The sequence below is a fragment of the Amycolatopsis sp. NPDC005003 genome (assembly GCF_053600695.1).
This window is the reverse complement of sequence record NZ_JBSGAI010000008.1, coordinates 1-18,429: the sequence shown is the minus strand read 5'-3', so window position 1 is coordinate 18,429 and position 18,429 is coordinate 1. Positions and strand designations below refer to the sequence as shown.

The following is an 18,429-nucleotide window of genomic DNA, read 5'->3' as shown; positions in this document are numbered from 1 at the left end:
TGCCCCGGGTCCGGCCGTTACACCGGATCCGCGCGGCAGGGTATCGCGAGGTCGTGCCGTTCGAGGGTCGGTCCCGTGATCGAGGTTACCTCCGGATGACGTGCGCGGCGGTGACCTTTCTGGCGCCGGGTATCGGAAACCGGGTGGCGGCTGCCGGTCTCAGCAGGTGATCGTGGCGTTCGCCCAGTCGGCGTGATCGTTGGTGTTGCCGTCGCCGGCGTCGGTCACCGCCAGTTCCAGCACCTGGACGCCGGTCAGCTGCGCGGACAGCGGCTGTGCCTTGTCTCCGGGGTGCATGACGCCCGTCGCGGCGAGTTCCTTGCCGTCGCCGAGGATGCGGAACCCCACGCTGCCACCGGAGTTCTCGTCGTCCATCCCGACCAGAGCGCCGACGGACGCGCAGGACGCGCCGACGTAGACCCGCACGCTCGAGGGGGCGTGGGCCCCGATGCCGTCGTCGTAGCCGACGCCGGCGATGGTGATCCGGTGGCCGTCACCAGGCTGGGTCTCGCCGTTGCTCATGCCGCGTTCGACCGGGCCCCAGCCGTTGTCGGACGAGATCCACGGGGCCTTCGACAACGCCGTCGTGCCTGACGACGGGCGATGGACGAGCGCTGACGTGCCTTCCGAGCCCAAGGCGCGCCTGCCCCACGTGGTGGAGTAGTCGGCTTTGGCCGCCAGCCTGACGCGCTCGCCGCCCGGCGCCACCGGGTTGAACGTGATCTGCTGCTGCCACGACTTCCCCGGGGGTACGGCCGGAACCGTGAACGTGCCGGGGCCGTCGAGCTGCCAGCCGACGGGCGTCGCGACGGTGGCCCGGAGCTGGGTGATCGGCGTGCTGCCGTCGTTGGTGACCTGAAGCGTGGTGGTCAGCGGGCGGTCGGCGGGCACGTAGTCCGGCGCCGGCAGGGCCAGCGTCGTCATCGGTGCGGCCGACGGGTGTGTCGACGGCCAGACCCGGAAGACGGACGAGTCGTGGGACGCGACGGCGTCGCGGAGGGTACCCGTGGTTTCGGTTTCCGTGCCGGTCCAGAGGTCGCGGACGAGGAAGGTGTGGCCCTCGAGACCGAGTTCCGCCGCCGTGGTGCCGATGGTGGTGCTCGCCGGCCCACGGTTGAAGAGAACCACCGCGGCCGATCCGTCGGACATCGGTTTCGTCCAGACCTCGGTGTCGCCGTCGTCGCGGAGCTTGTGGCCCTGTGTGCCGGCCCAGTCCTGGTCCAGCGCGATGACGTCCTTGTTCTCGAGGATCGCCTTGGTGGCGGGCGACATCGCGGGCAGGTCGTTCCCGGCCAGCAGCGGCGCGTTCAGGAGCGCCCACAGCGCGAAGTGCGACCGGTACTCGGCGTCGGTCATGCCGCCGTTGCCCACTTCGAGCATGTCCGGGTCGTTCCAGCCGCCGGGGCCCGCGAACTTTTCCAGGCCGACCTGCTGGTCGAGGATGCCGGTCATGCTGCCCCAGTTGTCGCTGATGTCGCCGGTGGTGCGCCACAGCTGCGCACCGGCGTCGCGCCCCCAGGTCCACGGCTTGTTCTCGCCCCATTCGCAGAGGGCGTAGATCATCGGGCGGCCGGTTTTCTTGATCGCGTCGCCCATCTTCGTGTAGCGCTCGATCGCGGGTCGACCCTGGTTGTTGCAGTTGTCGTACTTGACGTAGTCGACGCCCCAATCGGCGAAGGACTGCGCGTCCGCCTCCTCGTGGTCGAGCGCGCCGGGCATGGTCTTCTGGCAGGTCAGTGTGCCGGCGCTGGTGTAGATGCCGAGCTTCAGGCCGAGCCCGTGTACGTAGTCGGCGAGGGTTTTGATGCCGTGTGGAAAGCGTTCGCGGCTGGGTGCGAGCTTGCCCTCGGCCGTGCGGTTCTGTTCCGCCCAGCAGTCGTCGATGTTGACGTACTGGTAGCCCGCGTCCTTCATGCCGGACGACACCAGTGCGTCGGCGGCACCGCGGATGAGGTCCTCGTTGATGTCGCAGCCGAACCTGTTCCAGCTGTTCCAGCCCATCGGCGGCCGTTCGCCGGCGCGCTGGGCGGCGAAGTAGCCCGGCTCCGCGGCCGCGGCGGGGACGGCTTCGGCGACCGTGACCACCGAGGTGCAGGCGGCTATCGCAACGGCCATTCCAACAAAACGACGCACGACTACCTCCAAGAGCGCGCAACTTTGCGCAGACTCACTCAACAATCAACACGACGGAGGGGGCAGGCGTCTACGTCCGTTAGTAGGTAATCCATTGCGTGGCCTCACGCAGAATCTCCAGCCCGGTTTCCGGCTGCCGGATCCGCACAGTTCGTGAGGCCGACACTTCGAGCGGTCACGCCCATAGAGTTTATTGAGTTATCTGTTTAGGATGCTCGCTCTATGACGAGGCACAACGATGTCGTCCCCGGTGGCAGGCGACGAAGAGCGGCGACGCGGCCGGCGTCACCCGGGAAAACGAGCATCCGCACGAGAGTGCTGGCCATCGTGCTCATCCCGAGCGTGGTGCTGCTGATCGTCGGGGTCGGCTTCTCCTCCTACCTGGTGTGGACCGGTGTCGAGGCGCGGAACTGGGCGGCGAACCTGTTGCTGGCCATCGATCCGGGCACCGGCTTCGTCCGCACGCTGGAAAACGAGCGCCGGGACAGCCAGCTCGCTCTCGCCGGGGATCCGGCCGCCGTCGCGCGTGTCGAGAGCACGCGCAAGAAGACCGACGTCGCGCTCGCCGCGGTCGGTCCGGTGGGACCGGCGCTGGAGAAGCTCAACCCCGATGCGGTCAGGACCGCGAACGCTGCCTTCGTCGCTCTGCTCGCCCAGCTGCCCGGCATCCGGCAGCAGGTGGACCTGCGCACCGCCACGATGGCGGGGGTGGACGACTTCTACTCACGGTTCACCGAGGTCGCCGTGACGGGCCTGGACGGCACGGTGGCGACCGCGCCGGATGCGCGAGCCGCCGCGGATGGTACGGCCGCGGCGGACGTCTTCCAGGTCGCCGACGCGATGGCCCGCGGCAACGCGCTCGCCGCCGGGGTGCTGTACCGGGGAAAGCTGAGTGGTGACCAGCTCCTGCGGTACACGCAGCTGGTCGGTTCCTACCGCGTGCAGCTGACCGCGCTGCACAACCGCGTCGCGCCCGCCGTGCGAGCGCGGATCGACGCGCTCGTGCAGAGCCCGGCCTGGCGGACGCTCACGGCGGTGGAAAGCACGCTCATCACCACGGGATCGCTGCCGGTGGGGCAGCAGGACTGGCAGGTGGCGGCCGACCAGGTGGCGTCCTCCTTGCTCGACCTCTGGGGCGCGCAGTTCCACGAGGCGCAGGCGACCGCCGCCTCGACGGCCGAGAGCGCGCTGATCCGCTTCCTCATCGGCGGGTTCGTCCTGCTGGTCGTCACCGTCGCCGCGTTCGCGGCCGCGGTCCGGCTCGCGAACGCGCTGGTGCGCCGCCTGCGCGACCTGCGGGCGAAAACGCTGGAGCTGGCCGACCGCCGGCTGCCCGACATCGTCGGCAGGTTGCACGCCGGGCAGGCCGTCGACATCGACGCCGAGATCGACCCGCTCGACCACGGCAGGGACGAAATCGGCGAAGTGGCGGGTGCGTTCACCAAGGCGCAGCGCGTCGCGTTCGAAGCAGCGGCTTCGGAGGCCAAGACGAGGGACGGCGTCAACGCCGTGTTCCTCGACATCGCCCACCGCAGCCAGCTCGTCGTGCGTCGCCAGCTGCAGGTGCTGGATCAGGCCGAGGCGGGGCAGCACGACCCGGAACAGCTGGAACTGCTGTTCCAGCTGGACCACCTCGCGACCCGTGCGCGGCGCAACGCGGAGAACCTGGTGATCCTCGGCGGCGGTCAGCCGGGCCGGCGCTGGCGCAACCCCGTGCCGCTCCGGGAGATCGTGCGCAGCGCGGTGTCCGAGACCGAGGACTTCGCGCGGGTGGACACGAACCGGTTGCCCCGGCAGTCGGTCGTCGCGGCCGCGGTCGCGGACCTCACGCACCTGATCGCCGAGCTGGTGGACAACGCCACGACGTTCTCGCCGCCGGATTCGCACGTGACAGTGCTGGGCAACGTCGTCGGCAAGGGCGTCGTCATCGAGATCCAGGACCAGGGCCTGGGGATTCCCACCGAAGACAGGGCGTTGTACAACGAGCACCTCCGCAACCCGCCCGACTTCGAGTTCATGGCGCTGACCGGACGGCGGAACCTGGGCTTGTTCGTCGTAGGGCAGCTCTCCCGGCGGCAAGGGATCAGCGTGACGCTGATCGAGTCCGCCTACGGCGGGGTGACCGCGATCGTGCTGATCCCCAGCACTCTGGTCGCAGCCGAGGAGGAGCCGGAGAGCGCCGCGGTGGCCGTTCCCGCGAGCCGCCGGCCGAGCGAACGCCCGAGGCGGCGCGAAGCCCGGACCGGCGGTCACGATGCGTTCGTCGAGCCGGTACGGCAAGCCTCCGGTGGCGCGCCGCAGCAGCCCGAGTGGCCGAAGGAAGAGCCCGCACGTCGTGTTCCGGTGGCTCCCCGCGAGTCACCGGCCGACCGGGCGAACAGCAAGCCCCCGGCGGCCGAACCCGTGCCGAGGCCGGAGCGAAGCGCGGGCAAGCGTTCGCTACCGCGTCGTGAACGACAGGCGAACCTGGCGCCGCAGCTGGCCGCGGAACTGGCGAGCGAGGCGGCAGCCGGGGCCACCGGTGTACAGGCCGCTCCGCGGCGCGGCGCGCGAAGTCCGGAACAGGCTCAGGCGTTGATGTCCGCGATGCGGCACGGCACCCGGCAAGGCCGTGACGCGGGCTCCGGCACGAGCCGGTGACCGGAGACAGAGTGGAAGGTGAAGATATCCCATGCCCGAATCAAGCGCCGCCGGCCTCGACTGGCTGCTCGACGACTTCGTCCGGCGGCTGGCCGATGCGCAGCGGGCGGTCGTGCTGACGAGCGACGGCCTGCTGCTGGGCCGCTCCAGCGCGTTGACGAAGGAGGACGGCGAACACCTCGCCGCGATGGCGTCGGCCTTCCAGAGCCTCGCGCGCGGCGTCGGCCGGAAGTTCACGATGGGCCAGGCGCACCAGACCGTCGTCGAGCTCGACGACGGTTTCCTCGTGATCACCGAAGCCGGCGACGGCGCGGGGCTCGCGCTGTTGGCTTCGCTGGATGCGGACATGGGCGTGGTGGCTTACGAGATGAACGTGATCGTCCAGCAGGTCGGGCGCTACCTGAGCGCGGCGCCTCGCGATGTCGCGGCAGAACTGCGGATGCTTTCCCGGCCGCGATGATCGACGGCGGCACGTCCTGGTACGAGGACGACTACGGGCCTGCGGTGCGGCCGTTCGCCGTGACCAGGGGACGTGTCCGCGTCAACCAGGGCGACCTGGACATGCTGACGCTCGTCCGGACGGTGCACCCGGGTGTGCACCGGAACGGGTTGCAGTGGGAGCACAGCGAGATCCTGCGGATGTGCGTGGTGCGGCCGCTCTCGCTCGTCGAGATCTCGGCCAGGATCGACCTCCTGCTCGCCGCGGTGAAGGTGCTCGTCGGCGATCTCCTCGACGTCGGTGCCCTGATCGTGCAGTCCCCGGCGCGACCGGCTTCCCCGAACCCGGAACTACTCCAGGCGGTGCTTGATGGTGTCCGTAGGCTTTGACAGCGGCGTCCGGCCGGGCGCCGGGCAGGTGCACGCCGCGAAGATCCTCGTGTCGGGCGGTTTCGGCGTCGGCAAGACGACGATGGTCGGCGCGGTCAGTGAAATCGAACCACTGCGCACCGAGGAACAGCTCACCGAGCTCAGTGCCGGGGTCGACGACCTGAGCGGCGTGGAGGGCAAGACGACCACCACGGTCGCGCTCGACTTCGGCCGGATCACGATCAACCCGGCGCTCGTGCTCTACCTGTTCGGCACGCCGGGCCAGGACAGGTTCTGGTTCATGTGGACGGAGCTCTCCGCCGGCGCGCTGGGAGCGGTGGTGCTGGCCGACACCCGGCGCCTGGAGGGCTGCTTTCCGGCGGTCGATTTCTTCGAACGCAGCGGTATCCCGTTCGTGGTGGGAGTCAACTGCTTCGACGGCGGCGAAAGCTACGAAGAGTGGGAAGTGCGTGACGCGCTCGGCATCGACGACGGCGTGCCTGTCCGGCTGTGCGACGTCCGGCAACGGGAATCCAGCAAAGAGGTGCTGGTGACGTTGCTCGAACACCTCGTCGAGCTGGCGGTTCCGGCGCGCTGAGCGGCGTCCGGCCGTTCCGCCGGATCACGGCACCGGTCACCTGGCCTCCCAGCGGATACCAAGTCGACGATCTGCCCGCGGAACACGGTCCGCGGGCAGATGTTCGGCAGCTACCGGAATCTGGTCGTGGCGGCGCTGTCGGTGGCGGTCCCACGCGAGCAGTTCCGTCCGGCGCACCTGGCCCCGGCGGTCCGGACGGCCGCGTTGGGCCTGTCGCGGACACTGCGCCTGTCCGCCGAGCCGAACTGACTGCCCGTGGATCAGGCCCGCGAGCTCGCCCGTCGGTGGTTGGTCGCGCGGCTCGGCTCCGGTCTCCGAACGTAGCTTCGGATCAGGCGCCCAGCGGGCGGAAGTGTGCCCGCTGGGCGCGCCTGTGCTCAGTAGTGCAGCGTGGCGGTGTAGGCGGGTGCGCTTGTCGAGTCGCAGCGGGCGATCACGGTGGCGTCGAGGTGCGTCGGGTCACCAGCGGCATCGAAGCTGATGCTGCGGACGGTGAACTCGCCGTAGGTGATGCCGCAGCCGCGGCCTTCACCCTCGACCCTCAGCCCGGGTGCGGTCGCGGTGGCGCCGGGGTAGCTGGTCGCCTCGGTGTAGTGGCCGGGGTGCAGCCGCTGTCCGCTGGGCGGGCTCAGGTAGATCGCCCAGAACGTGCCGGCGTACGGCCCGCCGTGGCGAGGTTCGAGCACGTTGAAGCGAACCGCCGTGTTGCCCCAGTAGTTCTCCAGCACGAAATCCGCAGTGGCAGGGCTGTAGTGCTCGGCGTTTCCTTGGCCGAGGTAGTCGCCGACCTCGCTGGCGTAGTCATAGGTCGGTGAGCCGGTCGCAGCCGATGCCGGTGCCAGTGTGGTGGTTGCGATCGCCGCGAGCGCAGCCGCGCCGGCAAGTCTCCGGTGCGAGCGGCGGTGGGTGAAGTTCACAGGTTCCCTCCAGGTGATGCGCGATCGTGAGTGGTCGCACGCCTCTGTCCGTACCCGGTTTTCCTGAGGGCCAACCACATTCCGAGCTGGAGTTGCTCCTTGGGGCCGGACATCTTGATTCCACACAGTGGTCTGAAGGGAGGATGCCCTGGTGTCGCGATCACCTGTCGGAAAGCGAACCGTGACGCTGCCGGCTATACCTGGCGGCATCGAATCGCGGCGGACCTGCTACCGTGACGGCGGCCGGTACGCAGGCCTATCTCCGAGCGCCGACCCGCCCACGCTGGCAGCGCGTCAAGGACAAGGTTCACAGAATCGCGTACAGAACCCGTCGGCTCGATCGTGCATCCCCCGGCGAGGCTGCGTGGGAACCTCGCAGTGAGGACATCGGCCATGACCCAAGACCGCAAGCTCAAGGCGATCATCCACGTTCGTCAGCACATGAACGGCGTGACCTACAGGCAAGCCCGCCGAGAGGTGCTACAGGAGTTGGCCATCGCCGCCGAGTACCCCCACCTGCCCCTGATCTGGGACAAGGCCCCGGACTGGCAGTACCGGCCGCGCCCGACCGTCAGGCGACACCGCACTGCCCTTGGCGCGATCGAGCTCGCGTTGCGCGACAGCGGCACCCTCGACGGCGTCCGGCAACGAGACCAGTGGCGCACGATCGACGGCCACATCGACGTCGACTGGGTCGGCGGCCCGTACGCGTGGGAAGTCGTCCACGAGCTGCTGCACTTCGCGGAGAATCCGGTCACGGGCACCGTGGAACCGGGCGAGCTCTCGCCCGGAATCAACGCACTCGGCGAGCTCAACGCCGTGTGGCTTGACGGTGTCCGAGTTCGTTTCCGACCGTTCCGGCCGACCGGGCTTGCTCGGGCCCATGTCGCGCTGTGGCGGCACCTGGACTCGGACGAGCTGGACGTGGATGACAAACACCAGCCGCCAGCCTAAGGTTGGCATCCTCTGCCCGACCTCGGTTCGCGTCGGGTGACAGCCGTGGCGGGGTTGCCGGGGTCGGTATCGTCCCGGCGGGCCCCGCACCAGTCGGGCCCACGACGTCGCACCCGTGAAGTCGTACCTTCTGCTTTCTGCCACAGTGATCTACTGGCCTCAAGCGGCCTTCCCGGCGTGGAGCACGCCATGGCCCCAGCCCCGCCCGCCGGGCTCGCTGTACCGAGAGCTACCGCTTCTCGAACGGTCATACCCAAGGATGACCGAGATCGCAGAACCGGATCGAGACTTGGAAGTCCCGGGTGGCCGGGTAAGCCTCGTCTGCCGTGTCAATGGCCCCAATGGATGCGGCGCTCGTGCGCGTCAAGGTCGAAGTCAGGACTGAGATCTTCTCTTGTGACGTCGAAGTACTGAGCGCGCAGGCCTGCTTCGCTCAACTCTTGGGACCCGTGAAGCTGCAGATTGCACACCATGCAGAAGAAAGCCTGAGGCCCAAATCTGACCCGCCAGTCCTGAACGGGAACGACATCCGCCTCGCCGTTGTCGAGGCCCACAGTTTCGTAGCCGTATTCCATTCTGGCGTCCACGTCCCCGAACAATTTCGCCTGGCAACCGCACTCGGGACAACGAGTCTCGACTGCTGCACCGCCGCTGACGAAGTCGTTCGATTCAAGGGTCCAGCGCTGTGCCTCGAGTTCGCTCGTGGCGGTATCGAACGCTGATTCGCCCAGGCTTTCTTCCAAGCGGGTCAGCCGATAGCGGGCTTTGGCCATTTTCGTCGCGACTTGACGCGAGACCTCGGTCTTGCGTTCGTCGAGAAGTACGTCAACGGTTCCGAGGTGTGGATCGAGGAAAGCTGCACGCTCGATTCCCAGCCGCTCCAGCAGCACTCCGACCACGGCGAGGCAGTCCAGCAGAACGTGCCGCGACTGTTCGCCAGTGCCGACATGTACTGCGCCGTTGCGAACCTCGACCATGCGGGTTTGGCGGTCCTTGGCCACAGGCAGATCCCCGAGCAACTTGACCAGCCGGGTCAGCACGATCTGCAGGCCGATCGTCTTGACACCCTTCGCTCCCAGATCAGGAGCAGTGGCGAGTAAGAAGAGAGACGCCTCATGACGATCGGTCAATTGCACGAGCAGTACAGGGTTTTCTCGCCACAATGTTGCTTTGCCGAGCAGTTCGACGGCCATGGGGGCCATCAAGGCGACTTTCGCGTGGTCGTCCTCGATCCATGCACCGAGGGCTTCGCGTATCCACCGCTTTGCCCCGGTGATCAACGTTTGCTCGGAGGCTGCCTGTCCTCCAGCGGGGCCGGAGGTGGATGACGACCCGGTCGCGGCGAGAGTGGTCATCCGAACAGCATGTCACGTCGCCGGCGAACGTCTGATGAGTGCGCCGGGCGTGTCCAATCGGGAGAGGGGAGTTCTCCGGCTGCCTCGGTGCGGAACGTTCCGGCCCAGCCGGGCGTCGGCTGCGACAACTGCTGCTTCCATGCCATGACGGGCTCACCGTTCAGCTGAACGCTATCGGATGCACCCCACGGTGCGCGAAGTGGTGTGGTGGAGTGCTGGGGTCAGGCGGAGGTGGAACATCGACCGAGCGGACTCGGGCGCACCACCTATGGATCTCCAGGAAGCGTATAACGCCATATCCGGCGAGGATCCTGGCTACTGATGGCGGCCCCACTGCTTTAGCCCATGCGAGTGAACTTGAAGTCTCAATTTCTTACCCTAAGTAACGATGGTGAGTCAGTCGCTTACCTGGGCCACCTGCGGAAATGATCGTGAATGGCGCCGCTTGAGTCCATTCCGTGACCTGAAGCGGCTTTCGAGTCCTGTTACACGTGCCGTTTGGGAGGCGATGGATGGCGCAGAGCGTGACGCGTTCGGTTGCGTCGCCGCTGGACTGAAAGAGGCAGCCCCGTGTCCTATGCCCCCATGCCCCCATGCCCCCATGCCCCCATGCCCCCATGCCGCCGTCGCCGTCGATGCCGGTTCCGAACCAGTACAAGAACGGCCTCGGCACGGCCGGGTTCGTGCTGGGCTTGGTCGGCTTGCTCTTCGCGTTTATCCCCCTGATCGGGATCGTCGCGTGGCCGCTGACGATCCTCGGGCTGATCTTCGGCATCGTCGGGACGTTGCGGGCGAACCGGGGGCAGGCGAGCAACAAGGGTATGGCCATCACCGCCGTCGTGCTGTCGGCGATCGGGCTGGTCATCTGCGTGCTCTGGACGGCGGCCTTCGGCAAGGCCGTCGATGACGCGGCGAACGGCCTGCCGACGGCGGCCGCGCCGGCTGCCGTCGCGGACGCCGGTTCCCCGCCCGCAGAGTCACAGCCCGCCGCGGCAGCACCCACCGCGGCCGCGGCGGCCAAGCACACCGTCGTCCTGGAGGTCTCGACCGCGGCGAAGACCAATCTGCAGTGGAGCAGCGGGTTCACCGCGAACTCCCAGGAAGTGCTGGAGAAGGGCAAGACCTGGAGCCAGACCCTGACGATGGACGATCTCGTGTTCACTTCGGTCAGCGCCACCCCGGTCGAGTTCAAGATGGGCAGCAAGGACAACACCTGCAAGATCACTGTCGACGGCAAGGTCGTCGTCGAACAGCACAACAGCATCGGCGCCATCTGCACCTACCAGCCCTGAACCTCGGGCTGCACGCAGGTGTGCGGCCGACCAACACCCAGCGCAGGACTTCGCCGAGCAGATGATGACCGACATGCATCACAGCGGGAGCTGGCTCAACCCCTTCCGCTGCTCGGACACAACTTCATACCGCGCAATCGGTCACCAGCATGGACTAAAGGATGGGCATCCGGAGACTTCGAATTTGCCGAACCCGTACGCCGGTGGCTGCGTGTCCGCAGCGGAGAGGACCAGGACGACCCGCCGTTCGAGCTGGACGACGACGGATTCCTGCCGGATCCCCTCGCCGACGGGCTGCTCCGGACAGGGCGGGCATGGTGCGCCCCGAGGACGTCGTCGAACGGGGCGCCCTGGTCCTGCTCGGGGACCTGGAGCCGGCAAGGCGACCACCTTCGCCTGGTGACAGACGCCGACCGCAGCGCCGGGAGCCCGAACCGGGACATCCCGGCACGGTATGGGTCGCCGGTTCGGAACTCGGCGACACCAGCTCCATCAACGAGGTCCTGGGCGAACACCGCGCGGCGCTGCCGTGCTGCGGGAAACCAGGGCAGAAGCAACTTCCGACCGTCGGAGAACCGTCTGGCACACCAGGTTCGTCGGCAAGGTGAAGCGGTCCTAGGCGGAGACGAGGCCGCTGCTAGTGAGCAACCGGCCCGCATCGGTGCGGTCGGTCCAGCCGAGTCGGCGGGCACCGTCGTCCGGTCGAGGGCCCTCCGGATGTTGCGGCGGGCCGTACGCGTACGCGATCTCCACCAGCAATGTGGAAGCGTCATCGGCCGTCAGGCGCGGCATGTCGGCGAGCTTCCCTGGCGGTCCATCCCGAGAACTTCAGTGGTCGGTGTGGGAGCCGGTCCAGGACAAAGTCGCGACAGTGCCGGCTGGTTCTGAGCGCGGGAAGGCGAGCTCATCCGTCATGACACCACGGACGACGTTTCAGCCCCTGTGAAGGCGATGCCGCCGAACGAGCGAATTGTGAGACGCGCCCCAGGTAGGGTGATAACATTCCTATAACGGCTGCGCGGTGGGTATCTCTTCTGCTTGACCGGCTTTACTGATCTTCCAAATCCGTACGTTCCTGTCGGGAAGGAGTCGCGACTGCGAGGTTGTGGTCGTCATACCCAGCTTTTACGTGATCTTTCAACCAGGTGCGTCTCGCGTTGCCGTCCACTAGGCGCCCTGCGGCACAAGCGCGCGGGGATGAGGGGTTGTCGCGTGACGACGCCTCGATCGGGGTGCTGGTGCGAGCCAGCTCGCTTGGAAGGAGGAAGTGGGTTTGGACGACGACGAGACCGAAGCTGCGGACGATGACGAAGGAAGATCCGGGAAAAGGAAAAGCCCGATCCGGGTCGGCCTAGCCTGCCGGATCGAGCTGTTCCTGCTGTTGCTCACCGCTGTGGAGAAGGTTTCCGGCCTGTTGGTCCACTGGGCGAGCTGAGCACACGGTCCGCTTCTCTGCGTTAAGGGGAGCGGACCGCTGCAGCGCGGATGACGAATTTGGTCCTCCGACGCGCCACGACGATACCCTCAGGTGTTTGCTGAACGGAAGCAGCACCGACAGAAGTGGCCGACTTTGTTCGCATCACCTGGTCCGGCCATGCGATGTCCTGCTTTGTGACCAGGCCTTCGTGGCCGGTGGCGGCGACGTGGTCGAGCAGGTCCTGTAACGTGCGGCGGTCGGCGACCAGCTCGGTGAAGGTGTAGCCGCGAACGACCGAGATCCGGTACGGATCGGGCATCGCCAAGCTGGTCAGCAGGCGGCGGCGTTCCCCGTACGGCTGGCGCAGCAGCGACGTGGTGCCGAGCTGCAGCAGGTCGAAGGCCGGGAACCGGACCAGGACGTCGTCGAACGGCTCGCTACGGCGCGGGGAGCTGCGGTGGGCCTGGTAGCGGCCGCAGCGTTCCTGCAGGAGTCCGAAGTCGATCTGGCCAGCCTCGTTGCAGACGACGGTCTCGCCGTCGAGGGCGGGGGCGAGGATGCCGGCGAGGTTGGCGAACCCGTGGGTGAAGTCGATGCCGATGCCGCTGGTGAGCACGGTGGTGCCGTCCGGTGCGATCTGCATACAGGCGCGGTAGCTGTCCAGCTTGTACTCGTACACCCAGTCAGGGCCCTCACGCAGCCGGCCGTCGTCGCCTTGGCCAGCCTCGGTGTGATCCAGTCGGGCACCCGCGAGGAGTTGCACGCAGCCATGGCCGGCCTCTCGCGGCGGAGATATCCACGACATGGCCGCCTACACGCTCGGCCACCGGCCCACGTCCGGACCGTCGCCGCGTGGTGGCTCCGCCTGCCGCCACATCTGCGTCACGGCGCAACTCTGTAATCGCTGGCATGACACAGGCTCAGATACACGTCGCATCGGGGCCACGCATCGTTTCGGCGATGACGGATTCCGCCACCCAGGCGCGTCGGGTTCATATGGAGGACGTCTGCCCCAGGCAGCCGCAGTTGTTGATCGACTCGAGCAGATCGGAGTGCTCACCAGCCGAAATCCGCCGCAGGACATGCACCGTCTCTTCGCGCGGCGCGTGGCGCAGGTTGACCAGCCCGGCACTGGAGTGGTTGCAGAACTTCAGCTCACCGCGCGGCGACACGGCGATCCTGCGTACCGACCCAATCCTGCCACCGACACTCGGGAGCGACGGTGGCGGCGAACCCACGGTCACCGCCGTGTCCGGCAGCCTTTGCCGCAGCCGATCCAGCGCGTCGACGAACTCCTCGTTCGAAATCCGCAGCTCGGGCTCATTCAGCAGTCCCTGGCCAGTCGCGTGAAAGCAGTTGGCCACCACCTTGCGGACGCCGAGCGCCACGACGACTCCGGCGAGACCGTCAAGGTCGGCTTCCGCGGTGTTCTGGCCGGTCAACACCGCGGTCAGCACGACGTCGACAGCCAATTCGCGGGCGAGTGCGATGGTGCGGATCGCGGCGTGCCAGGACGAGCCGCCTGCCAAGGAGTCGTGTACCTCCGGCCGGTGCGAGTGCACCGGGACGGAGATTTGCTGCACTCCCGCGTCGGCCAGGGCGGCGATACGCGCCCGGGTGCCGCTACGTCCGTTCGTCGTAATCGCCACCGGGAGACCGCGACGCCGGAGCAGCGTCACGACGTCCACCAGGCCCGGGTACATGAGGGGTTCGCCACCAGACAGCGTTACACTCTCCACGTCGATATCCGACATCAGGAGATCGAGGAGTTCCTCCCATTCCGTGGCAGATATCGGCCAAGCCTCTTCGGCGGAGGATGCCTCGGGACGCCAAGGGTTGTAGCAGAACAGGCAGTCCAGGTTGCAGCGCTCTTCGATTTCAAGCCACAGAGCATAACCGTGTGAATCACGGTCGCGGGTCCGCTTGAGGCACATCGTACAGTCCCCTCCGAGGGCACTGCCGAAGTATGCGGCCGGTTCGGGCAGTGTCGCGCGCCAATGATCAAGACCGGCAAGGGGCACGCCGCTGCCGAGCGGCAGTCTGCTGATCTGCTCGGCACGGAGAGGTACGTCTACTGCGTCGTGCGGCGCCATATCTGCTCCCAATCGGCGTTAGCTCCCGGACTGTTCAAGTCGTGCCAGCAACGCGGCAGCGTCCTCGGCCTCGGGTGCGTTCAGCACGGTGAATATCTCCATCGCCGACCGCACCGATTCCCGGGCGTCAGCCATCCGATTCAGGGCCTGCTGGACGACCCCGAGCGCGAGCAGTGATCGCCCCTCACCGTGCCGGTCGTTGATCTGCCTGCGAATACGCAGCGCAGCATCGAAACTGGTGACCGCCTCGTCGAACCGCTCGAGCCCGGCGTACGCGGTTCCGATGCTGTGGTGGCCGAAGGCCAGCCCGTGCCCGCTGTCCAGTTCGGTCCACCTGGTGATCGCCTCTTGGGCGCACTCCAGTGCATTCAGGTGTCGACCCATATTGTTGTAGGCCACGGCCATCGAGTTGAATGTCACGCCTTCGCCACGGTACTTGTCGCGACTGTCGCCAACCTGCCCGAATGCGTCCAGCGCTAGACCAAAGTTCACCATTGCAGCGTCGAATTCGCGACCGTCGGCCTGGACATTCGCCAGGTTTTGGCGACCATAACCAACCCCGGCGGGATCGGTGATCATGTCGAATTTGTCCAGGGCGCCTCGGTGGCATTCGATCGCCTCGGAACGCCGACGCAGATTGCGATATGCGGTCCCCTGACTCGTCAGCAGCCACGCTTCGGCACGCCGATTCCCGGATTGTCGGACCGCCGCCAGGCCGATCTCATTGCAGGACAGCCAATCCGTCCAGTACTTCCGTATATTGAAGAATCCCCACATTTCTAGCGGGATATAGGCGGCAATATCGGGGCGTCCCGACTCGAGGGCCCACCGTATCATCACGCGAAGGTTGTCCTTCTCCGCCTCGAACCAAGCCAGTGCTTCGTCGTAGGAGCCGAACTCGACGGCGAGATCGCGCACCGGTGCGATGGAGGCCGCGCCGGGTGCGACCCGCCGGTCGGCCGCCTCGGCGGCGTCGAGATACCAGGTCAGCAGCCGGTCGAGAGCCGCAGCGCGCTCCGTCTCCGGCTCGTCCTCGGCCGCCCGCTCCGCCGCGTACACCCGAAGGAGATCGTGGAATTTGTACCGGCCACGTTGGTGCTCGGTGAGCAGGTGCAGGCTGACCAGGCTGAAGAGCAGGTTCCTTGTCTCCGTCGAGCCGAGACCGGCCAGGGCACTGATGGCCGGGACGCCCAGGTCGGGACAGGGACTGCTGCCCAGGAGGCGGAAGAGCCGCGCAACCGGCGGCGTGAGAGCCCGGTACGACCAGGAGAACACGGCGCGCACCGCTGTCTGCTCGTCGTCTTCGGGCGACAGGATGTCCAGCCGCCGCGCCTCGGAGGTCAGATCGGCGACCAGATCCGCGAGCCGCGCGTGCGGTTGCGCGGAGATCCGTTCCGCGACGATGCGCAAGGCCAGGGGAAGGTAGGCGCACAGCCTGGCGAGTTCAGCCGCGGCGGCGGGCTCGGCTCCGACCCGGTCGATACCGATAATCTGGCGCAGCAGCCCGTCTGCCTCGGCCGGTGACAGCGTGTCCAGCGTCATTCGATCAGCTCCATCCCGCGCGACCAGGCCAGAAAGAATGCTTCTGCTCGTGATCAACGTAAGGGCAAACTCCGATCCGGGCAGGAGCGGTCTGATCCGTTCGGACGTGTCGGCGTTGTCCAGGATGACGATCATCCGCCGACGCGCCAGCATGCTCCGGAAAAGGGCGGAGCGGTCCTCCAACTCAGCGGGAATCAGCTGCGGAGAAATGCCGAGGGCGCGCAGGAAACCGTCGAGCACCTGGCTGGTGTTCTTCGGGGTCACCGGGCCGTAACCGTGCAGGTCGACGAAGAGAACGCCGTCCGGGAACTCGTCCATGACCTGGCGGACCCAGTGCACGAGCAGCGCGGTCTTGCCGACTCCCGGCGCGCCCGAGACGATGATCGTGGGTGTAGCGAGCAGCCCCTCGATGGTCCGCTGCTCCATGATCCTTCGAAACCGGTCCAACTCGGTGTCACGTCCGACGAAATGCCGCACCATGCCATGGAACTGGCGCGGAACCGGAGCCCGTGCGCCATCCGGCGCCGACGTGCGGACGTGGACGTCTCCGTGCACGTGCCCCGCCTGGACGACGTTCCCCGCAGAGCCGGCGTACTCGTTTCCGGGACGAAACGCTGGTGGGCTCAACCAGACCTCCTCCCGCGATCGCAAATCGTGGTCCGGAGTGCGTCCCGGTGGCGCGGGGAAGATCGCATCACGCCGGGCGCGAGCCAAGTCGGTGCGTTCGAAGACGAAGGCGAACACGTCAGGACGGCGTCAGTGAAGTTCGTCTGCCGACAACGGGAGTATTCGCCGAACCCCTTCGCGTCCTTGATCTCCACCGCGCGGTATCGCGGCAGCGCGTTTTCGCTCGTCATCCCACACCTCGCCGGGCCATCGCAACAGGTCAGAGTACCTTGGCGAACTCGGGCAGTCAGTCACCCAACAGCGGCTGTCCAGGAATTGACATGAATGACTGAGCCAATGTCGACGTTCGCCGCGGCGGACGTCACCGCCATGACGCCGTCAGGTCTCAGGCTCTACCACCTGCCCGATCGTCCGAAAAGGACCCGACCGGGGAACGGCGGTGACCTGGCGTGGCTGATCAACACCGTGGCCACCAACGCAGCTGCGGCGGATGCGCCTTCGCCCGCAGCCGGCAAAGCGGCGGCCAGCTCGGCCTGGCCGGCAAGGACTGCGCCGAAATCGTGCCCTGGTTCGACGACACCGACGGCACCTGGTACTTCGAAGGCATCCGCTACACCGGCCAGGAGCGCTGCCTGCGTGCCCACGTCCCGCTCGACGAGAACAGCCTGGTCGGCTCCGACCTCGGAAGCCTGACCAACAGCGCCCGCCTGATCGACAACGACAAGTACTGGGTCGGCGTCTACAACTGATCCCCGTCCTCCGGGCGGATGAACCGGCCGGGCGCAGGCCGCACCTCACCAGCCGGTGTGGCCTGCGCCCGGCCACCCGACTCGCCCGGGCGCGTCTTGAACAGACCTGCGGCTACCGGAGTGGAACGCGCCCGCCGCTCCTGAACCTCAGCCGCACCCGCTTCGGTCCCGGGCGGCTCGGGCAGGTCGGCGGCCAGACGTGCACGCCAGTCGGCCCCGCGCCGCCGATGCATCAGCTGCCCCACAGCCGCCTGCGGTCCGGCACGCAGCAGCGCCACCGTCGCCCACCCCGCGGCCACCCGCTGCCTGATCGCCTCCACGTCATGCCGCGACGCTCCGGCCGAGCCTGGTGCACCGCCGACGATCAGCCGGTCCTCGGCCAGAAGTTCCCGCAGCGCGAGACCCACACCGGACTCGTCGCCGCACTCCACGTCGTCGCCGTCGCCGTATCGCGACACGGCTGCCAGCAGCTCGTCGGCGTCGGCTTCGACCTCGACGAGGAAATCGCGGACGTGGCCGGCCACGACGGGCCGCAGGTCCGCACCGGCGGCACGAGCCACCGACGCGGCCATCCGCGCGTCGATGTCCGACCGCGCCGGCAGCGGCACCACATCGACCTCGGGCAGCACCGGCAGCACCCGTCCCACCAGACCCACGGACTTCAGGGTCACATCGTCCAGGACGACCCCGGACAACGCAGTCACGAACCGGACCCCCGCCTGCCCGAGATCGTCCGGCGGCCAGCCGTCGACGGACACACCGACCCGCTCGACCAGCTCACGCAGAGCCGAACCGTCCTGCAGCGAAACCGGAACGGGGTTCCCGACCTCACCACCACCCGCACAGGCCAGCCGATAACCGCCTTCACCCAACCCGAACGAGACGGCGCGTCCCACCTCCGACAGCCGCCGCAAAACCGGCCGTCGCAAGCCCTCGGCACTGAACAGCTCGACCGCCACTGCCCAACCGTCACGTTCGACGACCCGCACGACCGGACGGAAGCCGAACTCTTCGGCGTGGAACCCCTGGGCCTCGCGCGGACCACCGCGAGTCGCACTCCGCGGATCACCACCGAACGCGGCAAGAACCTGTTCCGCATCAGGACTCTGGACCACGCTCACACAGAAGCTGGTGTAGCGCTCGAGCCAGCGAAATGCAGCCACAGTGCAACCCCCTGCCGACAAGCCTGTCTCCGGACGCGCCAGACACTCTAGGGCCTGTATCGAAGTTGTCTCCGGCAGGTTGAGCTGGAGTTGACTGTGCTGGGCGTGTCGTCGGCCGAAATGAGTGAGGTCTCCGGTAGTT

Annotated in this window: 16 protein-coding genes; 9 read left to right on the top strand and 7 right to left on the bottom strand. The window is 67.4% G+C overall.

The features are described from left to right. Positions 1 to 159 precede the first annotated feature (159 nt). Positions 160 to 2,115, bottom strand: coding sequence for an NPCBM/NEW2 domain-containing protein (locus tag ACWED2_RS11695; protein ID WP_449690397.1), 1,956 nt, complete (start codon positions 2,113 to 2,115; stop codon positions 160 to 162). Between the two features lie 240 nt (positions 2,116 to 2,355). Here ACWED2_RS11695 and ACWED2_RS11690 point away from each other — a divergent pair, with 240 nt between their 5' ends. The 5 genes from ACWED2_RS11690 (at position 2,356) to ACWED2_RS11670 (ending at position 6,427) form a co-directional block, all read left to right on the top strand. Further along, positions 2,356 to 4,773 carry a sensor histidine kinase gene (locus tag ACWED2_RS11690; protein WP_449690396.1) on the top strand — a complete coding sequence of 806 codons (2,418 nt, stop codon included), beginning with the start codon at positions 2,356 to 2,358 and terminating at the stop codon, positions 4,771 to 4,773. Between the two features lie 31 nt (positions 4,774 to 4,804). Then, a complete protein-coding gene (locus ACWED2_RS11685; RefSeq protein ID WP_449690395.1) occupies positions 4,805 to 5,233 on the top strand; it encodes a roadblock/LC7 domain-containing protein in 429 nt (142 codons plus the stop codon). Then, positions 5,230 to 5,601: a DUF742 domain-containing protein gene (locus ACWED2_RS11680; protein ID WP_449690394.1), complete on the top strand. Its 372-nt coding sequence runs from the start codon at positions 5,230 to 5,232 to the stop codon at positions 5,599 to 5,601. The genes ACWED2_RS11685 and ACWED2_RS11680 overlap by 4 nt, the downstream gene beginning before the upstream one ends. After that, a complete protein-coding gene (locus ACWED2_RS11675; RefSeq protein WP_449690393.1) occupies positions 5,582 to 6,178 on the top strand; it encodes a GTP-binding protein in 597 nt (198 codons plus the stop codon). The genes ACWED2_RS11680 and ACWED2_RS11675 overlap by 20 nt, the downstream gene beginning before the upstream one ends. A 99-nt stretch (positions 6,179 to 6,277) precedes the next feature. Continuing rightward, positions 6,278 to 6,427: a hypothetical protein gene (locus tag ACWED2_RS11670; RefSeq protein ID WP_449690392.1), complete on the top strand. Its 150-nt coding sequence runs from the start codon at positions 6,278 to 6,280 to the stop codon at positions 6,425 to 6,427. A gap of 128 nt (positions 6,428 to 6,555) precedes the next feature. Here ACWED2_RS11670 and ACWED2_RS11665 read toward each other — a convergent pair whose 3' ends face one another. Beyond that, positions 6,556 to 7,095: a hypothetical protein gene (locus ACWED2_RS11665; RefSeq protein ID WP_449690391.1), complete on the bottom strand. Its 540-nt coding sequence runs from the start codon at positions 7,093 to 7,095 to the stop codon at positions 6,556 to 6,558. 393 nt (positions 7,096 to 7,488) lie between these two features. Here ACWED2_RS11665 and ACWED2_RS11660 point away from each other — a divergent pair, with 393 nt between their 5' ends. Next, complete coding sequence (locus ACWED2_RS11660) at positions 7,489 to 8,049, top strand: hypothetical protein (RefSeq protein ID WP_449690390.1); 561 nt, start codon at positions 7,489 to 7,491, stop codon at positions 8,047 to 8,049. A gap of 329 nt (positions 8,050 to 8,378) precedes the next feature. Here ACWED2_RS11660 and ACWED2_RS11655 read toward each other — a convergent pair whose 3' ends face one another. Next, entirely contained in the window at positions 8,379 to 9,404 is a 1,026-nt protein-coding gene (locus ACWED2_RS11655) for a hypothetical protein (protein WP_449690389.1), read from the bottom strand. 635 nt (positions 9,405 to 10,039) lie between these two features. On the opposite strand from ACWED2_RS11655, the gene ACWED2_RS11650 reads away from it, so the two are divergent. Together ACWED2_RS11650 and ACWED2_RS11645 are read left to right on the top strand one after the other, a co-directional pair. Further along, positions 10,040 to 10,696 (top strand): DUF4190 domain-containing protein, encoded by a 657-nt coding sequence (locus ACWED2_RS11650; protein ID WP_449690388.1) that lies wholly within the window; start codon positions 10,040 to 10,042, stop codon positions 10,694 to 10,696. 1,273 nt (positions 10,697 to 11,969) lie between these two features. Beyond that, positions 11,970 to 12,131, top strand: coding sequence for a hypothetical protein (locus ACWED2_RS11645; RefSeq protein ID WP_449690387.1), 162 nt, complete (start codon positions 11,970 to 11,972; stop codon positions 12,129 to 12,131). Positions 12,132 to 12,153: 22 nt separating this feature from the next. On the opposite strand, the gene ACWED2_RS11640 is transcribed toward ACWED2_RS11645, so the two are convergent. From ACWED2_RS11640 to ACWED2_RS11630, 3 genes are all read right to left on the bottom strand, one after another. Beyond that, positions 12,154 to 12,876: an ATP-dependent DNA ligase gene (locus ACWED2_RS11640; protein WP_449690386.1), complete on the bottom strand. Its 723-nt coding sequence runs from the start codon at positions 12,874 to 12,876 to the stop codon at positions 12,154 to 12,156. A 229-nt stretch (positions 12,877 to 13,105) separates the two neighbouring features. Continuing rightward, positions 13,106 to 14,206 carry a radical SAM protein gene (locus ACWED2_RS11635; RefSeq protein ID WP_449690385.1) on the bottom strand — a complete coding sequence of 367 codons (1,101 nt, stop codon included), beginning with the start codon at positions 14,204 to 14,206 and terminating at the stop codon, positions 13,106 to 13,108. An 18-nt stretch (positions 14,207 to 14,224) separates the two neighbouring features. Beyond that, on the bottom strand, positions 14,225 to 16,492 hold the full coding sequence (locus tag ACWED2_RS11630; protein ID WP_449690384.1) for an ATP-binding protein: 2,268 nt from the start codon (positions 16,490 to 16,492) through the stop codon (positions 14,225 to 14,227). Between the two features lie 332 nt (positions 16,493 to 16,824). Here ACWED2_RS11630 and ACWED2_RS11625 point away from each other — a divergent pair, with 332 nt between their 5' ends. Further along, positions 16,825 to 17,124 carry a hypothetical protein gene (locus tag ACWED2_RS11625; protein WP_449690383.1) on the top strand — a complete coding sequence of 100 codons (300 nt, stop codon included), beginning with the start codon at positions 16,825 to 16,827 and terminating at the stop codon, positions 17,122 to 17,124. On the opposite strand, the gene ACWED2_RS11620 is transcribed toward ACWED2_RS11625, so the two are convergent. Beyond that, a complete protein-coding gene (locus ACWED2_RS11620) occupies positions 17,115 to 18,287 on the bottom strand; it encodes a hypothetical protein (RefSeq protein ID WP_449690382.1) in 1,173 nt (390 codons plus the stop codon). The two genes, ACWED2_RS11625 and ACWED2_RS11620, sit on opposite strands and share 10 nt — an antisense overlap. Positions 18,288 to 18,429: the final 142 nt, after the last annotated feature.

Bases quoted from the DNA above. Each gene is read 5' to 3' on its own strand.
- ACWED2_RS11690 (WP_449690396.1), top strand. From the start codon at position 2,356: ATGACGAGGCACAACGATGTCGTCCCCGGTGGCAGGCGACGAAGAGCG.
- ACWED2_RS11670 (WP_449690392.1), top strand. From the start codon at position 6,278: ATGTTCGGCAGCTACCGGAATCTGGTCGTGGCGGCGCTGTCGGTGGCG.
- ACWED2_RS11685 (WP_449690395.1), top strand. From the start codon at position 4,805: ATGCCCGAATCAAGCGCCGCCGGCCTCGACTGGCTGCTCGACGACTTC.
- ACWED2_RS11675 (WP_449690393.1), top strand. From the start codon at position 5,582: ATGGTGTCCGTAGGCTTTGACAGCGGCGTCCGGCCGGGCGCCGGGCAG.
- ACWED2_RS11680 (WP_449690394.1), top strand. From the start codon at position 5,230: ATGATCGACGGCGGCACGTCCTGGTACGAGGACGACTACGGGCCTGCG.
- ACWED2_RS11695 (WP_449690397.1), bottom strand. From the start codon at position 2,115: ATGGCCGTTGCGATAGCCGCCTGCACCTCGGTGGTCACGGTCGCCGAA.
- ACWED2_RS11650 (WP_449690388.1), top strand. From the start codon at position 10,040: ATGCCGGTTCCGAACCAGTACAAGAACGGCCTCGGCACGGCCGGGTTC.
- ACWED2_RS11660 (WP_449690390.1), top strand. From the start codon at position 7,489: ATGACCCAAGACCGCAAGCTCAAGGCGATCATCCACGTTCGTCAGCAC.
- ACWED2_RS11635 (WP_449690385.1), bottom strand. From the start codon at position 14,206: ATGGCGCCGCACGACGCAGTAGACGTACCTCTCCGTGCCGAGCAGATC.
- ACWED2_RS11655 (WP_449690389.1), bottom strand. From the start codon at position 9,404: ATGACCACTCTCGCCGCGACCGGGTCGTCATCCACCTCCGGCCCCGCT.